This is a genomic window from Flavobacterium nitrogenifigens (genome assembly GCF_003254565.1).
In the GTDB taxonomy this organism is placed as follows: Bacteria; Bacteroidota; Bacteroidia; order Flavobacteriales; family Flavobacteriaceae; genus Flavobacterium; species Flavobacterium nitrogenifigens.
The window spans coordinates 20,194-38,771 of sequence record NZ_QJRI01000161.1; the positions used below are offsets into that span (position 1 = coordinate 20,194).

The 18,578-nt window shown below is 31.3% G+C and carries 25 protein-coding genes; 1 reads left to right on the plus strand and 24 read right to left on the minus strand.

What is annotated here, in order from left to right; translation table 11 throughout:
* Positions 1–11 precede the first annotated feature (11 nt).
* From DM397_RS03315 to DM397_RS03390, 16 genes are all read right to left on the minus strand, one after another.
* Positions 12–1,088: a hypothetical protein gene (locus DM397_RS03315; protein WP_111376179.1), complete on the minus strand. Its 1,077-nt coding sequence runs from the start codon at positions 1,086–1,088 to the stop codon at positions 12–14.
* Between the two features lie 167 nt (positions 1,089–1,255).
* Positions 1,256–1,558: a hypothetical protein gene (locus DM397_RS03320; RefSeq protein WP_111376180.1), complete on the minus strand. Its 303-nt coding sequence runs from the start codon at positions 1,556–1,558 to the stop codon at positions 1,256–1,258.
* A complete protein-coding gene (locus tag DM397_RS03325; protein WP_111376181.1) occupies positions 1,545–1,832 on the minus strand; it encodes a hypothetical protein in 288 nt (95 codons plus the stop codon). The genes DM397_RS03320 and DM397_RS03325 overlap by 14 nt, the downstream gene beginning before the upstream one ends.
* A gap of 179 nt (positions 1,833–2,011) precedes the next feature.
* Positions 2,012–2,344: a hypothetical protein gene (locus tag DM397_RS03330; RefSeq protein WP_111376182.1), complete on the minus strand. Its 333-nt coding sequence runs from the start codon at positions 2,342–2,344 to the stop codon at positions 2,012–2,014.
* Positions 2,345–2,347: 3 nt separating this feature from the next.
* A complete protein-coding gene (locus tag DM397_RS03335) occupies positions 2,348–2,812 on the minus strand; it encodes a hypothetical protein (protein WP_111376183.1) in 465 nt (154 codons plus the stop codon).
* Positions 2,813–2,816: 4 nt separating this feature from the next.
* Positions 2,817–3,299: a M15 family metallopeptidase gene (locus tag DM397_RS03340; protein WP_008461932.1), complete on the minus strand. Its 483-nt coding sequence runs from the start codon at positions 3,297–3,299 to the stop codon at positions 2,817–2,819.
* Between the two features lie 351 nt (positions 3,300–3,650).
* On the minus strand, positions 3,651–3,959 hold the full coding sequence (locus tag DM397_RS03345; protein ID WP_111376184.1) for a hypothetical protein: 309 nt from the start codon (positions 3,957–3,959) through the stop codon (positions 3,651–3,653).
* 212 nt (positions 3,960–4,171) lie between these two features.
* On the minus strand, positions 4,172–4,423 hold the full coding sequence (locus DM397_RS03350; RefSeq protein ID WP_111376185.1) for a hypothetical protein: 252 nt from the start codon (positions 4,421–4,423) through the stop codon (positions 4,172–4,174).
* Between the two features lie 18 nt (positions 4,424–4,441).
* Positions 4,442–4,750, minus strand: a complete 309-nt coding sequence (locus DM397_RS03355; protein WP_111376186.1) for a hypothetical protein — start codon at positions 4,748–4,750, stop codon at positions 4,442–4,444.
* 21 nt (positions 4,751–4,771) lie between these two features.
* Positions 4,772–5,083, minus strand: coding sequence for a hypothetical protein (locus DM397_RS03360; RefSeq protein ID WP_111376187.1), 312 nt, complete (start codon positions 5,081–5,083; stop codon positions 4,772–4,774).
* 6 nt (positions 5,084–5,089) lie between these two features.
* On the minus strand, positions 5,090–7,264 hold the full coding sequence (locus DM397_RS03365; protein WP_111376188.1) for a zincin-like metallopeptidase toxin domain-containing protein: 2,175 nt from the start codon (positions 7,262–7,264) through the stop codon (positions 5,090–5,092).
* Between the two features lie 40 nt (positions 7,265–7,304).
* On the minus strand, positions 7,305–7,649 hold the full coding sequence (locus tag DM397_RS03370; protein WP_111376189.1) for a hypothetical protein: 345 nt from the start codon (positions 7,647–7,649) through the stop codon (positions 7,305–7,307).
* 243 nt (positions 7,650–7,892) lie between these two features.
* A complete protein-coding gene (locus tag DM397_RS03375; RefSeq protein ID WP_008461938.1) occupies positions 7,893–8,318 on the minus strand; it encodes a hypothetical protein in 426 nt (141 codons plus the stop codon).
* A gap of 103 nt (positions 8,319–8,421) precedes the next feature.
* Positions 8,422–9,750, minus strand: a complete 1,329-nt coding sequence (locus DM397_RS03380; RefSeq protein WP_111376190.1) for a DUF2586 domain-containing protein — start codon at positions 9,748–9,750, stop codon at positions 8,422–8,424.
* A gap of 303 nt (positions 9,751–10,053) precedes the next feature.
* Complete coding sequence (locus DM397_RS03385; protein WP_111376191.1) at positions 10,054–10,233, minus strand: hypothetical protein; 180 nt, start codon at positions 10,231–10,233, stop codon at positions 10,054–10,056.
* Positions 10,234–10,309: 76 nt separating this feature from the next.
* Entirely contained in the window at positions 10,310–10,885 is a 576-nt protein-coding gene (locus DM397_RS03390; RefSeq protein ID WP_111376192.1) for a hypothetical protein, read from the minus strand.
* 282 nt (positions 10,886–11,167) lie between these two features.
* Here DM397_RS03390 and DM397_RS03395 point away from each other — a divergent pair, with 282 nt between their 5' ends.
* Entirely contained in the window at positions 11,168–11,971 is an 804-nt protein-coding gene (locus DM397_RS03395; RefSeq protein WP_111376193.1) for an XRE family transcriptional regulator, read from the plus strand.
* 83 nt (positions 11,972–12,054) lie between these two features.
* On the opposite strand, the gene DM397_RS03400 is transcribed toward DM397_RS03395, so the two are convergent.
* The 8 genes from DM397_RS03400 to DM397_RS03435 all read right to left on the minus strand — a co-directional run bounded on the left by DM397_RS03400 (position 12,055) and on the right by DM397_RS03435 (position 18,297).
* Positions 12,055–12,303, minus strand: coding sequence for a hypothetical protein (locus DM397_RS03400; protein ID WP_111376194.1), 249 nt, complete (start codon positions 12,301–12,303; stop codon positions 12,055–12,057).
* Positions 12,304–12,307: 4 nt separating this feature from the next.
* Complete coding sequence (locus DM397_RS03405; protein WP_111376195.1) at positions 12,308–13,156, minus strand: hypothetical protein; 849 nt, start codon at positions 13,154–13,156, stop codon at positions 12,308–12,310.
* A 9-nt stretch (positions 13,157–13,165) separates the two neighbouring features.
* Positions 13,166–14,467: a hypothetical protein gene (locus DM397_RS03410; protein WP_111376196.1), complete on the minus strand. Its 1,302-nt coding sequence runs from the start codon at positions 14,465–14,467 to the stop codon at positions 13,166–13,168.
* Positions 14,460–15,017 (minus strand): DUF6046 domain-containing protein, encoded by a 558-nt coding sequence (locus DM397_RS03415; RefSeq protein ID WP_111376197.1) that lies wholly within the window; start codon positions 15,015–15,017, stop codon positions 14,460–14,462. Before DM397_RS03415 ends, DM397_RS03410 begins: the two co-directional genes overlap by 8 nt.
* 20 nt (positions 15,018–15,037) lie before the next feature.
* On the minus strand, positions 15,038–15,508 hold the full coding sequence (locus tag DM397_RS03420) for a hypothetical protein (protein ID WP_111376198.1): 471 nt from the start codon (positions 15,506–15,508) through the stop codon (positions 15,038–15,040).
* Positions 15,509–15,527: 19 nt separating this feature from the next.
* On the minus strand, positions 15,528–15,722 hold the full coding sequence (locus DM397_RS03425; RefSeq protein ID WP_111376199.1) for a hypothetical protein: 195 nt from the start codon (positions 15,720–15,722) through the stop codon (positions 15,528–15,530).
* 325 nt (positions 15,723–16,047) lie between these two features.
* Positions 16,048–16,239 (minus strand): hypothetical protein, encoded by a 192-nt coding sequence (locus tag DM397_RS03430; protein ID WP_111376200.1) that lies wholly within the window; start codon positions 16,237–16,239, stop codon positions 16,048–16,050.
* A gap of 90 nt (positions 16,240–16,329) precedes the next feature.
* Positions 16,330–18,297, minus strand: a complete 1,968-nt coding sequence (locus DM397_RS03435) for a pyocin knob domain-containing protein (RefSeq protein WP_111376201.1) — start codon at positions 18,295–18,297, stop codon at positions 16,330–16,332.
* Positions 18,298–18,578: the final 281 nt, after the last annotated feature.

An 18,578-nucleotide genomic window follows, 5' to 3' on the forward strand; every position in this document is an offset into this window, starting at 1 on the left:
AAAGTATTAGACTATTGTTTATCTCGGTAAAACGTATAAGGAATGTAGTTCACTTGAACTTGAAGGGCATCCAAATCAAAATATCCAGCTTTTGGGATGAAATATTCGATTGGAGTAACATCAGCTAAATCTGGATTTTCAATGTCATTAGGATTTTTTGCAATCGAAGTCTCAACCTTACTCAAGATCGGGATTTTAATACCTTCAGCTTTTTGGATAGAATCAATTAAGTACGTTTTGACAAATGCACCGTTGAATTCGATATTTTTAAGATGTTCTTTTATAGAATCAATGACAGGAAATATGCCTCTGTCTAAAATTAAAGAACCGTTAGCAGAATCTAATGGACTGCTTTCTAAAATCAATTCATATTCTGCCAATTTAGCAAGTTCTTCTTTAGTTGGTTTTTGTAAACTTTTTAGTTTGTAATATTCTACATCTTTTGGATTAATATAGATACTCAAAGGATCTACATAAACATTTAGATTTAGTTTTAAGATGTCACCATCGTCTGAAGTAATATAGACCTGATTTCCTGCATCCTTAATTTTTGCAATATATTCCTTGAAAGCAAAAAGTTCATTAGGAACATCAATTCTAGAAATAGCATCTCCTTTTTGAGTGGCTACTTTGATAAAGACTACGCCAACTTTATTATGAAAATAGTCGGAAAAGATTTCTTCTACATTATCTTTTTTAGGATTTAGGATTGTCTCAAGATCAACTTCGCTTACAGCACAGTATTTTATAATTTTAGCTTCTTCAATTTTAGCTTCAGAAAGACCTGTAGTATCAAATTGATACGAGCCATCTTTCCAAATCAAAGACATTTCAGTGGAGTTTGGGTCTAATGGAGAACCGTAATGAAAATTTAATGCCTGTTCTCGATACCAATTTAAAGTATGAGGTCTTGATATTAAGGCATTTTTTTCTACTATTTTTTCATGTACCCAAATAGCCGTCGCTACGATATTTGTCCAAAGTCTCCAGATACTTGTTTTTGAGTCGCTATTTAAGCCGTTGAGGGAACTTTGCTTCTTTTTTTCAATCAGAATTTCGTTCTGAATTTCAGCAATTGTACGTGCCATATTTTGTTTTTTAGATATAGTTTAGCCTGTAAGACATGTAAATATGCTTATGGATAATTGTTTGTAATTTTTTGGTTTTCAACTACAGGGTTGTAGTTTTCGTTTTAGAGATTCCTAAAAGAGAGGATTTGAAACAATGTAATTCTAAGAATTAAAGTTTATAGATTTTAGTAAATGATAAAATCATCTTCAATAATCATGTAATCAATTCCTGAGAAGTTATCCAGTAAATATTGTTCTTCGTCTGTAATAGCAGTTGCAGGATTTAGATTTCTTGAATTATAATATTCAACAATGTCTTTTTTAAAAGCATCTCTTCCTGTTTTTAAATCTTTATAAACAGAAAGATCTTCTGTAAGATCAAATTGGTCATTGTCTTCTAAAATGTCAAATACTTTCTCTATGCTTCCATATTCTTGTAGAGAAATGTCAAAAATGTTTTGATTTTCTTGTGGTTTAATAGTTTCCATCGATTCTAATGTTTTGTAAATCGTTGACATCTAATGTTTTTACATGAAATTTGTCATACGATAATTGTTTGTCTATTTCGTTTTCTAGTCGAAGCCTTGAAGTTGCATCAGGGCTGTTGATGTATTTTTTAATTCCTACACCAAGAATTGGAAATTCTTTGTAACTTCCTTTTTGGCTTAGCAGTAAATGTTCTATGTTTTGCTGATCTGAATCTTTAATAGCGAAGTCTCCGCCTTGAATTAGTAGATCTTCATCTATGATAAAATCTTTCATATTTTGTTACTGTTTAAGGGATTGTTTGTTAAAAATGTGTGTGGATTTTCCTTTGAATTTGCGCGCCATCTTCATCGGATTTGATACTGTAAAAATACATCATGCCTCTGTCTTAATCAAGATTTTTGAGCTTCAGATTCTGTAGTTTTAGTAAGATGTTTTTGCTGTATTTCAGTGGTTTAAGAGCGTTTTACAACTAAGCTGATAATAATTTCAAAAATCAATTTTAGAATATTGTTTTTAAAAGCATTTAATTTAATTTTTGATATTCCGGCAGTTTGTAATGCTTGAAGTGAAATTAAATCTACCTGACTTTTTAAGAGCCATTCTAGTTCTTCTTCATTAATTCCTTCATTGGCATAAAGAATAGTCCAGCGTTCGAGTTTTTCGGCAGATGTTTCTAAAAAAGTTTTCAAATCCTTTTCCAGTCCAGGTTTAAAATCTTTATAACTTTCAGCTATAAGAAGCCTTATTTTTTCTTTTATTTCTTGTATTAAATTATTGTTGTTCATTTTCTAAGAATTAAGATTGATTAGTTCTAAAAGCTGTTCTTTTGATTCTTTGTCTTTGTTGATTTCGTACTGAATAAGCAGATCGATAGCACTTAAAATTTGTTTTTTAGATTCATCAATAAAGAGAGGAGATAAAACTTCTTTACTTTCCCAACGTTTAAAGAATCCTGCTAATAGATTTTTTTCCTTATTACTAAGAACTTGCCACATCGCAAAAGTAATTTCGTTATTCGGTTTGTTTTTTTCGTATTCTTGCAGCTTTTCAATTTCTAGAAAAAGGGCTTCAATTTCTTGTTTGTGATTTTGATAAGGTGTAATAGCTTTATCCATAATTTTAATGGCTTCCACTTTAATTTCTGTTGTTTTTTGATACGAATAAGGATCGAATAAAGCAGTTCTGGTTGAATCACAAGAAGTTGTAATAAAAGAGAGAGCAATTAAAAAAGCAAGTTGTTTAAAATGTTTCATATGATTATTTGTATAGAATTACATAATTTTTTCTGTCACGTTTCAGTCTGCTGAGCAATTTCCAATCGTCATATCCTTTTTTGTCAAAGTGCGGAAGATCTTTAAAAGTTTTCCAATCTCCGCCCCAGTTCCATCCATGTTTTTTGAAGATATCAACGCATTCCTGCCAGTCTGAAACTTGGTCATCATCCCAATCTTTTGCTGTGTCCCAAGAAGCAGTTTTGCCATCTATGATTAAACAGATATCTACTGCAAATCCGTAATTGTGAATCGATTGTCCGCCTTTTGCATTGGTTACTTTTTTTCCTGGTTTGGTTCTGCCAAAAGCATAGAGATCTTCCTGTTCCTGAAAAGTTCTAAGTCCTTGAGTAATGCGTACTTTAGCTCTTCCAGTAAGTGCCAAATCACATTCTTCGATAATTTTGGTAACCTCTTCTCTTACTGAAGGATGAAGCAAATCAATGTGTTTTTTTGTTGTTTGATCCATGTTTATGTTTGTTAATGATTTAAGAATAAAAGCCTTTCCCAATTGTCTGAAAAACAATCACGGTATTAAATTGGCGGTAAGATTTTTTGTGTTTTTGAGTTTTTTAGAATTGAAAAAATTCTTTTTATAACCTCATTTTGAGATTAAAATGCGGTTTTGTTTAGACTGTAAAAATACGCCTAAATAAAGCGTTTTGAAAATATTATAGCTCTGTAAAACTGTAGTTTCAGTAGATGAAAGAATGTTTTTTGGAAGGTGTTTTATGGAGTGAAATTATAAAAAAATAACCCGTATTTCTAAAACTGAAAAACGGGTTTATGATTTATGATTAAGAGGTGCGATAATGTTTGGTTAATAAGAACCATCAACTTCAATATAACCAGCTTTTTTATGTATGTAAAGTAATTCTAATGTTTCTGCATCGAAATAAGCAAAACAATACATTCCTTCAAATAAGGAAATAATCTCATCGTTTTTATTCCGTTCGATTTTGTCTTCTGTTTTGAATGAGATAACGTACACTTCTTTTTTTATTTCTCCTCTTAATTCTCTCAGTTCTTTATCCCAAAATTGCAAGCCAATATCCTTGTCATAAGATATAATGTTTGTTTTTTTGATCCAGATTTTTAAATTTTCAATTACTAGCTCTTTTGGATTCATAATAAAAACTATATCAGTCAATACTCAAATACATTGGTTTGTTCTCATCTAGGCATTCTTTAGCTATCAAATAAATATCATTAAAAGCCGTCAAGCGACCATCGGTCACAGCTTGGTTCTTTGTGTCAACTTTGATTTCTTTATCAAAGACAATTATAGTATAACCGTCTTTAGCAGGTTTTCTAATAAATAGAATGTGATTTATTTCACGTTCAAAAATGTTTTTTAATTAAAGTTTCTTCAGTTGATAATTCAATATCTATTATGTTATTTTTATTTGCTTTTTCTGGAATAATTTCTTTTAATAAATCTAAAATAAAAGGATATTTTAAATCTAGATTTTTATTACTTCCCCAGAATTTATCTATAAGATCGACAGAATGTAACTCTTGGAATGATTTGTCTTTAGTAGTTATACTACTTAAAAAAATCCATTCTCCATTTCTATATATATGATTTCCCATTTCTTTTCTTTTAAAAATTTAATAAGAACCATCAACTTCTATATAACCTGCTTTTTTATGTATGTAAAGTAATTCTAATGTTTCTGCATCGAAATAAGCAAAACAGAGCATTCCATCAACAAAAAAATTTATTTCTCCGTTTTCATCATATCCTATTTTGCTCCTTGTACTAAAAGATACGACATAAATTTGCTTTTTCGTTCCATCTCGTAATTCTTTCAATTCTTTGTCCCAACAATCTAAGCCAATACGCTCATCGTAGGAAATTATATTTGTTTGTGTAATCCATTTTTTCAATGTTTCGATTATTTGTTCTTTTGGATTCATATAATAATGTTTTTTTTTAATTTAATATGAACCATCAACTTCTATATAACCAGCTTTTTTGTGTATGTAAAGTAATTCTAATGTTTCTGCATCGAAATAGGCAAAACAGTACATTCCTTCAAAAAAAGAAACTACTTCTCCTTTTTCATTATATTCTATATTAGTACTTTTTGTTTTAAAAGATACCACATAAACTTCCTTTGTTGTCCTATCTCTCAATTCTGTTAATTCCTTGTCTCCACAATCCAAGCCAATACGATCATCATAAGAAATTATATTTGTTTGTGTAATCCATTTTTTCAATGTTTCAATTATTTGTTCTTTCGGATTCATATTTTTTTATTTAATATCATTAATGTCAATATTTAACCTTTCACATTTTATTATTACTCTCTTCATATAATCTTGAGCATCTTTTATTTGTTCATCGTTAAATTTACTTTTGTGTTTCATAATTTCATTAAATACATATTTTTCTCTTTTATAAGTTCGAATAGCATCCAATACATCATTTTGAGTAATATCACTAGCACCTTTAAGATACTCATCTTTCCCAATTTTTCTAAATTCTTCAAAATGCTTAAACTCGTGAAACACTTCATATTCTGTTGCTCCTTTTTCAACATATAATGTACCAGAAAACGGATGAAAGCCTGCTTTATTGCCTTGTAAAATTTCATGTCCTTTTGGAACTACTACTAATTTTGATTTTCCATTTGACATTTCATTTATTTTTCTAATATAGGTATTTAATTCTTTTTTTGATAATTTTTTAGCACCTAAATAGCCTACTCGACTTACTGTTTTATTTTCCCATTTTGATAAATAATCTAAAAAGTCATCAAATTCTTGTTTAGTCATTTTAGAAACATCTTTCCCTGTTTCTGCTTTTACAAGTTTATTGGCTTCATCAGCAACTCTTTTTATTTGTTTTGCGTCTTCTGCAGTTTCTGCAAGTTCGGCGGCAATTTTTCCTTCTTTAGCGATTTTAGATAAGTTGGGCAGTCCAAAAGAAGCGAGGTCTGTAGTTACGCTAAAGGCAATCCAAAGATTGGCCAGCCAGCCATATCCGTTTTCATGCCATTTTTCTAAAGTTTCGTTACTCAGCATTGCATAATGAGCTGTATCTTTTGCTAATACAAGACCAGCGATTGCTCTTGCGGCAAGGGGCGCTCCTTTTGCTAACACAACACGTAGGGCACCATAAGCAGATAGTAAGCTCAATAAATCTGTTGCGATATTAAACAAATCCCAGTTGGATTGTTTGGTTGACATATCGTGTATTTTAAGAGCAATAACAAAGGTGTTGTCATCGCCTATTTGCTCACCTAATTCACCTAATTTGGTTCCGAAGTTTAACTTTTCTAAAGGATTAAATCGTTTATTTTTAATGTAATATTCGATATTAGGAACTTTTTGGCTTGGTGTAGAATAAACACTGCTATCAATTCCCATTGGAACATACACATGATTTGATTCTGTAGTTACATTTGTTTCTTTTTTATAATTATTTAATAAAAGTGTAGATCCAGACCATTCTGTTTTTATATGAGTATCTCTAAACAAATAATAGCTATTGTCAAAATAGACCGTTTCTGTTGGTTTTGTGTTGTCAAACTCAGAGACTAATCGAGTTAAAAAACGAAGTAAATCCTGAATTTCTTCACCATGAAGTTTAGAATAGATTGTATACAATAAATCAGTGTCTCGAAGATTTACATATAATTGTTGTCTGTCTTTTATTGCATACAGAATTTGTAAAATAGCTTTGTCTTCATTTGTGTCAAGGTTTGTTGGAGCTATAATCCCTTCAAATAGAGAATTGTCTTTTAAAATAAGATTAAGATGCGCATATAGTTCATCATCATCCATTTTGCCAAATAGAGTTTTTGGCAACGATTCGTAAATTACATCTAATTTATTTGGGTTGCCATTGGCTTCTTTTATCTTTTTATGATATAAATCAATAATTATTTGTTCGTCACTAGTAATTACAACTCCTAATGAGTCGAGTAATGCAAGAAAGTGATCAAAATCGTAAACGATAAATTTGAACGCAATTTTTTCTAGATTATGATCAAAAATAGCTAAAGTAAATTCAGTATGATATTTGCCAATTTTTATATTAAGTTTAAAAGTTTTTGGAATTAAATTTAGCCCTAAAAAATAGTTCCATTCTAAATGTATGGCTCCTGTTTTTTGGGTTCCTTGACTATCGTTGTAAAACATAATTCCAGTTTTTTCTGGCGTACTGTTTGGAAGTCCTATAAAATCACTAAAAAGCATTTTTGGATATAATTGTCCAATATTTCTTTTAATACAATCTATAACTTCTACGATAGAAATAAAATAAGCAGTATTACTGATTTGTGAATTTTTAAAAGAATCAACCATTATTTTTGCATTCTTATCATCCTCAATCTGCTGTCGCCAAATGTTGAGCATAATTTGTCTAAACCTAGCCATTTCTGAAGCGCTGGTGTCATTTAGTTCTATGTTATGGGTTTTAATCATGATTTTGGTTTTTACAGAAGAGGGAAATAATGATGCTTTTTTAAAGGATTTCTATTTTTACAGGTTTTGGTTGGATATGATCTGAAAATGCTGTGGTGATATTAAGACGCAAATCATCTTCTTGTTCGATTTTACCGTCTCCGCCTAGATAGCAATTTTTGAATAAGACTTCAAGGGCTTTAAATTCATCCATTTTAGAAGCTTGTAATACAGCCGAACGAATACTGATATCTGGTTTTTTGAAGTAAGCAAAAAGGGTAGTGTCGTCATCATCTTTAATAGTGAGTTTGACTACTTTATTATGTTTGAATTTCCATTGGTTTAATTGTGCTTGAGTAATATTTCCGTCAAGAACTTCGGTTTTTTCTGGAGCTGTTTTTTTCATGCTGAAATGTTTTTTTATTAAAAAAAGAGACTGCCTGAGCTGTATTTCAGGACGAAATGCTCAAGGCAGTCTTCTGAAGTAATTAGACTGTTTAAAACGGACTGCTAAAAGAGCTGATAAAATAATTTGCTACAAAAATCATGTTGCTTAGAACTTCTTTTTTGCGTAACGCAATGAGTTTGGTTTTCTCTTTTGAGTCGGTTTTTAAACAGCTTTATGGTTTAGAAAAGTATTTCTAACAGATTAATTCCACTCAATATGAGAACAGATCAAATCGAAAGAAACGGCAATTTTAGTATCTCCTTGGCTAATTCCTCTGCTGTTTGAGTTGAATTCGCAGTTTCTTACAGTATGTGTGATAACTTCGTTACTATCGTCTAAGTAACTTACAATGATGCTGAATGGGTTAATGTCCTGTAATCTTTGTCCTTTTGGCAAAGCTGCTAAAATGGCTTCTACTTCGTAATTGTATAAAGTGATAGAAGCTTTTGCTTCGTATTTTCCTCTTCCTCTGTGTACAGGCATATCACCAGCTCCGTAATGATTTTCTTTAGAAACCGAATCGCTGTAATTTACTGCTGTAATTCCAGTAACAATGTTACCTGCAATGCTTACTTCAATTGATGACCAGCTGTGTTGTTGTCCGTTAATTAATGGCAATTTATTCATAGTGTAGCTTTTGTTTGTTTTTGATATTTTAGACAACGTTTAGTGACTATCACATTTAGCTGTCTTTATTGTTTTAATTTTTAGGAATTGTATTTTGTAAAAATTATGCCTTATCGATTCCGAAAGGATTTTTGAATCCTAAATCGACCATAATTTTGCGGGCAGTTCCAATTGGAGTGATTTCAGCTTTTACTTTTAATTCAGAAGTTGCTAAAATGTTTTGTTTTGGATCTACATAAACATCAAAAGCAGATACTTCCTGATTAGCCACCATTCCTTCTAAAGCATTTCTGCATAAATCTTCGAAACTTTTAGAAACAGATTGAGGCAATTTGCCATCAATATCAACTAAAACTGGAGAAGCCAATTTTGGCAATAAAGCAGTACGCAATAAACGAGTTGCTTTGTTTACAGTACGGTTGTTTTCGATATAAGCAAAATCTGAAGTTCCAGTTGTACAAGTGTGGCTGTCGTTAAAGTATACTCCGGCTAAACCTGTGTGAGTCTGCGTAAAAATGTATCTTTTTTCGTTTAGAGTTCTCAAATCTCCAAGTGATTTGATTTCTTTTCCGCCCACAAAACCTGGTTTTGCGAATCCGTTGCCCGTTAGATTGAATTTTTCGATCCAAGCGATGTTTTCAGATACTTTTGCTTTAGATAAAGCTCCTAAAGCTAATCCTACAGCAGCAGTATTTTTGTATGACTCTTGGAATGCAAATTCAAGAACAACAGAACCATCTTTCTTCAAGCCATCAGCATCTCTTACGTTGTAAATGTCTGAAGAGCTTTGAGAAGGAACTAATTCTTCACCTGATTTCAAAATGTAAGCTTTGTTGGTGTCTTGTTGAATTAATTTTTGTTCAAAAGCTTTTTCAACATCCATTGCAATCACGACAGAAACATTTTCTGAGTTTAGTAAAGCTAAAGAAGGTGAATCTGTTTCTACAGCAGCATTAAAACCTTTTCCTTCTAAAATGATTTCAAATGGCATATAATCGGTATAAGCAAGATCTGCTTGTTCTTGTGCAATCGCTAATGCAGCTTTTGTTTGAGCAAATGTGGTATCGCCAGAAAAGATAATTGCCATTTGACGAATGTTTCCATTTGCTTTTTCTTGCATGCTCATTGCTTTTTTGACAGTATCGCCATACACTTCTGTGCCTACAAGCATAACATATAAATCGCCAGAAGGATTCATTCTGAAAAACTGTTGAATTTGATAATAAGCAGATTGTCCGTTGATGTCGTAGCTTTCATCGATACCTAGAGCTTCTGCATCTTCTAGGGAAGCAATGCGTTTGATTGTATCAAATTTTAAACTAGAAGTTTCTAGACCGCTAAAAAGCAATCCTGAAACCATATCCTGCTCAGGATTTCTTCTTCCTAATCCGCCTGATAATTTGGTAATTACTACATCGTTTAATGTACTCATAATATAAATTGTTTTAAATGTTTAAAAATGTGTCTTTGGGTTTTGCTCAGAAAATGCAAAAGAAGGGCTGTAACAAATAGTTAAATTTGTTAATATGAATGTTATGATTTGAAAATGTGATTGTATTTTCTAATCCAAAATTTCTGGATTCTAAATTTGAACCTTCTTAATATTTTGGTTCTTTAGGTTCAATTTTACCTTAGGCCTAGTGGTAAAATTATCTTTTGTTTGTGAGAACAAATTTAAGGCTCAATGTTTGGTTTTCCAATTTTTTGAAGTGCCAATGCCAGTAGTTTCAGTGCTTTATGCTTTTGCTTCTGTAGCAAGACCTTCGTTTATAATCGTATAAATAGTGCGTTCTGTAAGGAACAAAGTGTCTGAAAGTTCTGCAACTACAACTTTCATTTGTTTGGCTTGATTAGAGTTAATATAGTTCATAACATAATCTCTCCTTTTGTCTAATAATGTTCTGCTTCTTTTCATGATTTTTCGGTTTAGAATATATGTTTATTTTTTTGTTTCAAATGGCTTTGTATAGTTGTGCTGCAGTTCTTTCAGACTAAATATTGGTGCTTAAATCGACATTTCCTTCAACTTGATTTGGATTTATTTCGATTATATCTGAAGTTATATTGTATCCTAGTTCTTCCAATTCTTCATTACTCAATCCGTTATTGAAAAGGATGTATTTCTTTTTTAAAGTGTTTTCGATTAAAGTCGTTTTATAAGCAATCTCCCAAATGAAATAATCATTTTTATTCCAATAGTCATACTCATTGGTGCATTGTTTCTCTTTTACTTTAAAAGTCGAATTAGTATCAATAAGTGAATTATTGTTATTTACTGATAATATAGATTTATCAATGCGTTGCGCAATTTCAAAAACGGCTTCATAATTTGGAGAAAGAGCACTTCCGATTGGCATTACAACATAAAGGCAAAAAGAAACATCGGCTTTATAGTTTTTTTCAGAAGATGTTTCCCAAGATATATTGTCATACTTAAACATTACTATAGGTTTTTCTATAGATGTTTTAAAAACAGTATCACTATATAAGTGAACTGTTAACGCATCAGAATTAAATTCTGTCTCAATGGCGTTTTTCTTTTCGTTATAAAATTCTTTTAAAATCATATGTTGGATTATTTTTAAGCAAATATAAAACATATGTTTTATTTTTACAAACATATTACACATAAATATGCAGTAATTTCAGTAATATGATTTAACTGTTTGACTATGAATATGTATGATAGTTCCTATTTTTGTTAAAATTTACGTACTGATAATCAGTATTTTATAAAATTTTTATTTAAAATTATGATTATTAGCCATATATTGTGTAGTTTTGCAACATATACTTGAAGTTTTGCTTTAAGTAAAACATATTACATAATATAATAAACGAGTTGCAACATGGAAATACATGATAAAATAAAACGTATTATAGACGAAATGAAGTTGAATAACAACTCATTTGCAAAGTTAATTGGAGTTACAAGCACAACTATAGACAGTATCACAATTGGAAGATTACAAGCCGATGGAGAAAGAAAAAGAACAAAACCAGGTTTTGATCTTCTCCAAAGTATTATTACACATTGTCATGTAAACCCGGATTATTTTTTTGGAGACAGTGAAGATATTTTTGCGAACAAATCTAGTAGTAATGCTGTTAGTTTGCATGTACCCAAAATTATAACAGTAAATGAAGAAGGCGATGAAAACATCAACTTTGTTGGAGTAAAAGCCCGAGCAGGTTATCTAGACGGATATGCCGATCCTGAATATATGGAAAGCCTTCCTTCTTTTAGTATGCCGATGCTTAAAAACGGAACGTACAGGTGTTTTGAGATTAAAGGAAATTCGATGTCAACTACAATACACGATGGTGATTACCTTTTCGGAAAATATGTAGATAATTTTGATGATATTCTTGACGGAAGAATTTATGTAATTGTCAGCAAGAATGATGGAGTAGTGGTAAAAAGGGTTTTAAACAGAATTAGAGAAAGCGGAAAATTGATCTTAAAATCTGATAACCGAGACGGAAATTATCCGATGTATTCTATTTATGCCGAAGATATTCTAGAAGTTTGGTATGCAAGTATGTATGCATCCAGACAAATGCCCGATCCAATCAATATTTATGAAAAGCTTCATGCACTCGAAAGTAAATATTTTGAATTGGAAGAAGCTTTGAAAAAGAAGTTGAATTAATAACTATCATTTCAAGAAAATTCAAAAAAACACCTCTTGCCGTTAATGACAAGAGGTGTTTTTTTATGATTGATTGTAATGAACTATGAAATATTCCCTGTTCCTGTTCCGCTTTGTGCCGACGCACTCCCAGTTGTTGTTACTGTAGTGGTTACAGTACCAGATTTTACAAATGCTTCAATAGCTTTTGCTAACGCTTCAGCTGTATCTTTTCGTGCTTTATCAGATTGGTTTGAATTGTCAGAACTACTATCGGTATCAACGCTTATTTTTGAACTTGCTTCTAATGCTTCTAATATTTTTTGTTGTAGTATAGGTGTTGCTAATGCCATTTTCTTAAGTTTTTAATAAATTTTTTAAATTGGATTTGATTGTAATTAAGTTTCCTACATTGGGACCAACTCCCTGAACAACTACAATGTTTGAAATTTCGGTTATAATATTTTCTAATTCAGTGAGAAGGTTTTTTTTTCCAGCATTAATTTTAAATTTATCATCCATTTCAAAATTTAAATCGCCTTTTTTAAAAGAAGTTTTGGTATCAGAAATAAGGGCTTCAAAACCATCTTTTATAGTTATTTTTGCTTCTTTATCTTGCAAATTAAAAATAGTAGCGCCTTCATTAATACTGATATATTGGCCATTGATGCTGAAACTGTTTTTAGAAATTTCTTTCCCATTTTCATCATAAAAAGAAGCGCTGATATGTGGATTTCTTCCGAAGAATTCTATTTGTGCAATACTTTTATAAGAAGGTTTTGCTGTTGAGGTTTTGTCGTTTTGTCCTGCTTCTTTTTCTTTAAACAGCATTTGGAATTTATCAGCATCAATATCGATTTCTAAGTACTGATTGTTATCATTTTTGAGACGGATGAAACTACGTTCGATTTCAGAAAATTGCGAAATAAATGCTCTAGTTTCAACACCATCAATAATAGAAGCCAAAACCCAGCTGTCTTTTTTAGGAATCGTAATAATTCCTTGTTCCAGATCCTGAATAGATGCTTTTAGGCGCACATTTTTAATGATGGCACCATCAGCTCGCATAATATTTACAGTATAAGCATCTTCTGGGTTATGGAGAGACTCTTCTTCCTTGTTTATTTCGATTACTTTGGCCGCAAAAGTTTCAATATTCTGATTACTGCTGGCAACATTTTTTATTAAATCTTTTATATTTCCCATTTTCAATTTTTATACAGATTCGACTCTTCTTCCTAAATAAATTTTTTGTCTATAGCCGTTTTCGCCATAACTGCGTTCTACTTTTTCAACCTGAAAGGTTCCGTTTTTCTCTTTGTCTTTTGCATTTTCAAGAATCACTTTATCAGTCGGACGCACAAATGGTTCTCCAAAAGTCAGGATGTAACCTTCAAAACCGTTTGGTTTAGACTGCATTGCTCGCAAAGCGCCGTATTGATATAATTCTGAAGCGATTTCTGTTGTTGTTTTTTCAAATAATGCTGGATCATTAGGCAGATTTTCATTATCACTATGTAAAACATGTGTTTTTAAAAGCTGACCGTTAGGATCTCCTAATTCTACATAAATCGGACTGTTTGAATTCTTAAAATATTTTTCAACTCTAGTTCGTGTATTTTTGCTTGATTCGTTGACAACAACCAATTTATCTTCGATAATATTATGACGAAATTTGAAATTTACTCTCCCAGAAAAACCACCAGAAACCGCTTGAATGGCTTTGTTTAATTGTGAAGCAAGAAGATTTAAGCCTTCATTAATCAGTTTTTTTACAAGAGCACCGGCCAATGGGCTTTTGATAAAATTACGATCAATAAAACCTGATAATTCATTGGCTGTGTGTTGCTGCGGATTATTGGTAATCGTAAGAACAGGACCAGTTATTTCGGTTTTAAAATAGGTGTAAATTCCTTTGTCTTTCAGCATTTCAAAAACCTGAGCCAAACTATGATTTCTATTAACGATAATATTCCCAATATTTTCATCTAAAGCGTTGACTTTAAAAGGCAATTTCAGTTCCTTTATCCTTTTTTCGAAAAATGTTTTAGGATTAAAACTGTCAACATTTGTGGCTGGATTTATGGCAACAAAATTAAGAGTGTCCTTTTTATCTTGAACATCATTGTCTTTTACTGCTTTTACTTTTTTAAAAGCATACATTGCATCTTCGCAAGTTATTACAGCATTAGTGTCTGATTGAACTCCTGTGATGTAACCCCTAAAAGCAGGTTTGTAATCGCCATCGTATCCTAAAAATATTTCGATATAACTTTCAAGTTTAAAAAAATCATGAATTGTTTTTTCTTCTCCGCTGGCATTTGTAAACAGACTTTGATCAAATCCTTTTGTGTCTGTATATACTTTCTGAGGCATTACAATAGTTGCCGTATCGGTAAGTGATTTGTACGAACTGTTTATGTTTACGTTTTTGACATAATTGAATTCATAAAATTTAGTCGTGGGAATAAGGCGTACAGTTTCGTAAACTTTAATTTTGGCATTGAGTTTAAGCATTGTCTCTGATTATTAGTTCGACAGTTTCATCTGATGTGGCGCTGGCCGTAAATTTTTGGATATTTTTTGTTCCCGAAATAGAAGGAATCGAATAAGAATCTATAACTAATTCATAGATTCCAAATCGGTTTAAAATGGCGTGCGTTACTCTTAACGAATATGGAGCATTAAGAAATTGTTTCAATAAGAACAGTTTTTCTTTCGGATATTCGTCTCCAGTTTCATTAGCAATTAAACCTTCAATAGAAATACTAAAATCGCCATTTGTAATATGTTCCTTAATGGTTGAATCTCTTCCTTCAACGCCTTCTTTTTTAATAATTTTAGAACGACTTAGATTTACAGTAACAGCATCGACTCTTAAACTTGGCAGGTTGAGGTCGTTTTTTACTAGAGGTTCAAAAACCAAAGGAGCGAAAACACGAAGATTAAATTCACCGCCAGTTTTGTCAATAATAAAATCCTTAGATTCAGATTCGTTGTAATTAATACCGCTGTATTCGATGTCTTTGGTTTCTAAAATTTCGTTTACATTAAAATTGAATTTCATAATGATTTTGTTTTTTATTTTTAGTTTGAAAATGTTTTGGCAAAAGCTGCCATCATAGTGTTTTCCATTCTGTTGTCAATGTGTTTTTGCAGCCAGAGTGCTTCCTCAAGAAGTTTATAAAACTCATCCATAGGAAATTTGTATGGATCGACCTGAAAAGCATATCGAATAAGCGCCGCAGATTTTTTAAATTCATCTTTTTGTGGAGTCGCATTAATTGTAAACTCGCTATCTTTTTTGATCATTTCGATGATTGAGTTTCCTGAAGCAAGCATGAACTCGTCATTATAATTTTCTTTCTCAAGTAGGCATTCTTTAAATAAAAATAGAATCGCTTCATGTGGATTATCTTTGTATAAGTTTTGATATTTCAGATAGATTTCGAAAGTTGGTTTTTTGCAATAAGCTGTAATTGATTGATCATCAGAAGTAAGTTTTAATATCTGACCGTGTTTTTCTTTAAGGTTTTGAATAAATATTTCGTCTGTCATTATTTTGTTTTTTAATAGATTAAATACAGCTGTCTTTGCTTTCTTTTTTTATGATTTCAGCTAAACTTTCACTTTTTTCAGTTGAAACTGAAGGAGTAATATTGAAGTTTTCAATAAAAATGCTTCCTGAAGATTGTGACTCCAAAGGATTTTTAAAGTTGCTCATGTCGGGTATTTTAGGCATTTCTCCTAAATCTTTTGGTACGTAATCCATGATTGATAAATATTTAAAAGTTGATATAATTATTTGAATGATTAATGCAATTGAAGTGCTGACTTTTAGGAAAATATCTTAAAAGTAAATCGTGTAATCGTGTGTGTTTTGGGAATTCTAATAGATGAATTAGAGTATGTAAAAGTAGGATATATGAAGCCGAAAAAAGAAAAATTAGTGCTTGGTTTTCAGTAGTTTCAGTAGAAAATAAAGTGCTGCATTTTTATAAAAAAAACACCCAGAATCAATAGGGAATTTATATTCTTCTAATGATCCTGGGATATTTTTATTGGAGTAGAATAATTCTATGGTTCTACAATCTTTTTTACATTTCTTCTTTAGAAAACAATGGAATAATACTAGATAATGTAGCCGATAAAAATAAACCTACCAATTTAATTCTATTGATTGTGATCAATGATAATCCTGCATCTTGCAAAAGATCGAATTTGGTGTCAATTAATCCTGTCAAAACAATTAAAAGACTAATAGCTACTGTAATTTTTGCTTTGTTCATATAAGTTAATTTGAGATTAATATTGCTAATAGATCTACTGTAAAAGATTGAGAGTTTTGAAAGTTTTTTATTGTTTAATTTGTCAGTTCATTATTTTTCAATCCATGCAGACCAAGCTCCTGCGGTTAATGTTCTTATAAAAAAGCGACCAGCTGAAGCTGTAGATGTAAATGTAATTCTCTGCATTCCGTAATCGGAAGCATTATATCTGAATGTTTCTAAAAAATAGTCCCCCGTGGCTCCTGCTATTTGAATGCTATTTCCAGTTATTGTTTTTTGAGAACCAACAGGGGTATTGGCAAATATTGTATCTGAGGATTCGGTATTTGCAATTCCAATTTTGATTCCATTGCTAGAAATAGTTCCGTTAACTTCTAGTTTGTTTTCATTGCTAACTGAATCCCCAATTTTCACATTGCTGTAAAACTCTCCTGAATAAGAAACTATTGATCTGCCTATAAAGTTTTTAGCTGTAAGATCTCCGTTTTTATCAAGAATAATATTGGTTTCTGGTGGGCGAGGAAATGTATCTAGATCAGTTATTTCAATGCTTCCAGTTATGCCAAGATATTCTGACACGGTAAGATTTCCTATTATATTAAGATCACCCTCTTTAGATTCATTTCCAGTTTTGTGCAATGCGTTATTGTCGTTAGTAGAAATATCCCCTTCACCAATAATTGATTTTCCATTGATGGTTTTAAAGTCGGATGTGGTTGCTAATGTTCCTGTTTTGTCAGGAAATTGAAAAGTTCTTACAGCTGTTAAATTATTTGTTCTTAGACAAGCTGAAAATCCTGTAGATATATGAACCCCTAATCGATTGAGAATTAAAGCTGCTCGTGTTTCTCCTGAATCAGACCCCTCTGTTGATATAAATTTAATTCCTTGTCCGTCACGTTGATCCAAATTTAAGGTATGATATGCTGGATTGGCTTCAGAAACACTTCTGCTCATAAAGCTATACATGTCCCAGAGCTTTTCGAATTTACTAACTAATGTCCCATCACTATTATTTAGTGAGTGTTTGAAACAATTGTCTGATATTTGGACTTCGCACATATGACCACTCATGGTGTAAGGGTTAGTATATGTATTTCCGGATTTTAATACTTCTTGTAATGTAGGAATGGCTGGAGTTGATAAATTATCTATTAAACTTTTTAAAGTTTTGCCCATTTCTGCACTTAACGCTTTAGTTGCGCCTCCTGTGGTTAAATCATTTACTAAAATAGTGTTTAAAGAAGCCTGAATGGTTTCTATTGCATCAACAATTTCTTGAACACTATCAAGATTAATATTATCTGAAGATAAAACAGCATTGATGCCGTCAATTTTTTCTTTTAAAATTTTTCCTTGTTCGGCAGTTAATAATGAATCTGTTCCACCAGTAATGAGGTCATTTACAATATTGAGATAAGTATTTGAAATTTTAGTAAAGCTATCCAAAGGAGCATAACCATTTGCAACACCTCGTTGTGATTTATTTTCTTTGTTTTCATTTAAAATTTTCCCCATTTCAGCTGTCAACGCCTTCATAGTTCCGCCTGTAGTAAGATCGTTTACTAGAAAAGTACTCAAAGAAGTTTGAATTGATTCGATCGCATCAACAACTTCCTGAAAAGTACTTAGATTAAGATTGTCTGAAGCCAAAATGGCATTTATGTTGTTAATTTGATTTTGTAAAAGTACTCCTTGCTCAGCGCTTAAAAGCGAAGATGAACCTCCAGAAACCAAATCATTTACAATGTCTAAATATTGACTTGCTAATTTTGTAAAATTGTTTAAAGGTGCATACCCGTGAGCTATACCTTTTTGTGATTTGTCTTCCTTTGGTTCAAACAAAGAAGCGTGTGCATTTATATCGGCAATATGATCATTTAAAGCAATTTTGTCTGCTTTTGTATTCAACAATTCATCGATTCCTTCAATTTCTTCTACAGGAACTTTATCAAATTTATGTCTAAACGAATCCCAAGTATCCCAGAATTGTTGTTGAGAAGGTTTTAAGGTGGTTTTAAACCAGCTTTTTATGGTATTTAATGTTTGTATAGCCATGATAATAATGTCTAATTAAGTTGTTGTTTTTGGATTTTTTAGGGGGATGATTTCAGATTTAGATAGGTTTTTAAATAAATTTTGTCTGGAATTTTAGGTATTTTTCTAATACCTTTTGATAATACATAACTCATAGTGGTATTTGTTATAATTGAATTAATAATATGTTCTTTTGGAAAATGCTTTGGAAATAACAGGAGTAGATTTCTTTATGTAAAAGCAATGCTGTTATTTAATTTTGAGGGTGTAAAAGTAGGTGAGAAGAACACTAAAAAACGAAA

Excerpts from the sequence above, each read along its gene's own strand:
- DM397_RS03315 (WP_111376179.1), bottom strand. The coding sequence starts at position 1,088 with ATGGCACGTACAATTGCTGAAATTCAGAACGAAATTCTGATTGAAAAA.
- DM397_RS03320 (WP_111376180.1), bottom strand. The coding sequence starts at position 1,558 with ATGGAAACTATTAAACCACAAGAAAATCAAAACATTTTTGACATTTCT.
- DM397_RS03325 (WP_111376181.1), bottom strand. The coding sequence starts at position 1,832 with ATGAAAGATTTTATCATAGATGAAGATCTACTAATTCAAGGCGGAGAC.
- DM397_RS03330 (WP_111376182.1), bottom strand. The coding sequence starts at position 2,344 with ATGAACAACAATAATTTAATACAAGAAATAAAAGAAAAAATAAGGCTT.
- DM397_RS03335 (WP_111376183.1), bottom strand. The coding sequence starts at position 2,812 with ATGAAACATTTTAAACAACTTGCTTTTTTAATTGCTCTCTCTTTTATT.
- DM397_RS03340 (WP_008461932.1), bottom strand. The coding sequence starts at position 3,299 with ATGGATCAAACAACAAAAAAACACATTGATTTGCTTCATCCTTCAGTA.
- DM397_RS03345 (WP_111376184.1), bottom strand. The coding sequence starts at position 3,959 with ATGAATCCAAAAGAGCTAGTAATTGAAAATTTAAAAATCTGGATCAAA.
- DM397_RS03350 (WP_111376185.1), bottom strand. The coding sequence starts at position 4,423 with ATGGGAAATCATATATATAGAAATGGAGAATGGATTTTTTTAAGTAGT.
- DM397_RS03355 (WP_111376186.1), bottom strand. The coding sequence starts at position 4,750 with ATGAATCCAAAAGAACAAATAATCGAAACATTGAAAAAATGGATTACA.
- DM397_RS03360 (WP_111376187.1), bottom strand. The coding sequence starts at position 5,083 with ATGAATCCGAAAGAACAAATAATTGAAACATTGAAAAAATGGATTACA.
- DM397_RS03365 (WP_111376188.1), bottom strand. The coding sequence starts at position 7,264 with ATGATTAAAACCCATAACATAGAACTAAATGACACCAGCGCTTCAGAA.
- DM397_RS03370 (WP_111376189.1), bottom strand. The coding sequence starts at position 7,649 with ATGAAAAAAACAGCTCCAGAAAAAACCGAAGTTCTTGACGGAAATATT.
- DM397_RS03375 (WP_008461938.1), bottom strand. The coding sequence starts at position 8,318 with ATGAATAAATTGCCATTAATTAACGGACAACAACACAGCTGGTCATCA.
- DM397_RS03380 (WP_111376190.1), bottom strand. The coding sequence starts at position 9,750 with ATGAGTACATTAAACGATGTAGTAATTACCAAATTATCAGGCGGATTA.
- DM397_RS03385 (WP_111376191.1), bottom strand. The coding sequence starts at position 10,233 with ATGAAAAGAAGCAGAACATTATTAGACAAAAGGAGAGATTATGTTATG.
- DM397_RS03390 (WP_111376192.1), bottom strand. The coding sequence starts at position 10,885 with ATGATTTTAAAAGAATTTTATAACGAAAAGAAAAACGCCATTGAGACA.
- DM397_RS03395 (WP_111376193.1), top strand. The coding sequence starts at position 11,168 with ATGGAAATACATGATAAAATAAAACGTATTATAGACGAAATGAAGTTG.
- DM397_RS03400 (WP_111376194.1), bottom strand. The coding sequence starts at position 12,303 with ATGGCATTAGCAACACCTATACTACAACAAAAAATATTAGAAGCATTA.
- DM397_RS03405 (WP_111376195.1), bottom strand. The coding sequence starts at position 13,156 with ATGGGAAATATAAAAGATTTAATAAAAAATGTTGCCAGCAGTAATCAG.
- DM397_RS03410 (WP_111376196.1), bottom strand. The coding sequence starts at position 14,467 with ATGCTTAAACTCAATGCCAAAATTAAAGTTTACGAAACTGTACGCCTT.
- DM397_RS03415 (WP_111376197.1), bottom strand. The coding sequence starts at position 15,017 with ATGAAATTCAATTTTAATGTAAACGAAATTTTAGAAACCAAAGACATC.
- DM397_RS03420 (WP_111376198.1), bottom strand. The coding sequence starts at position 15,508 with ATGACAGACGAAATATTTATTCAAAACCTTAAAGAAAAACACGGTCAG.
- DM397_RS03425 (WP_111376199.1), bottom strand. The coding sequence starts at position 15,722 with ATGGATTACGTACCAAAAGATTTAGGAGAAATGCCTAAAATACCCGAC.
- DM397_RS03430 (WP_111376200.1), bottom strand. The coding sequence starts at position 16,239 with ATGAACAAAGCAAAAATTACAGTAGCTATTAGTCTTTTAATTGTTTTG.
- DM397_RS03435 (WP_111376201.1), bottom strand. The coding sequence starts at position 18,297 with ATGGCTATACAAACATTAAATACCATAAAAAGCTGGTTTAAAACCACC.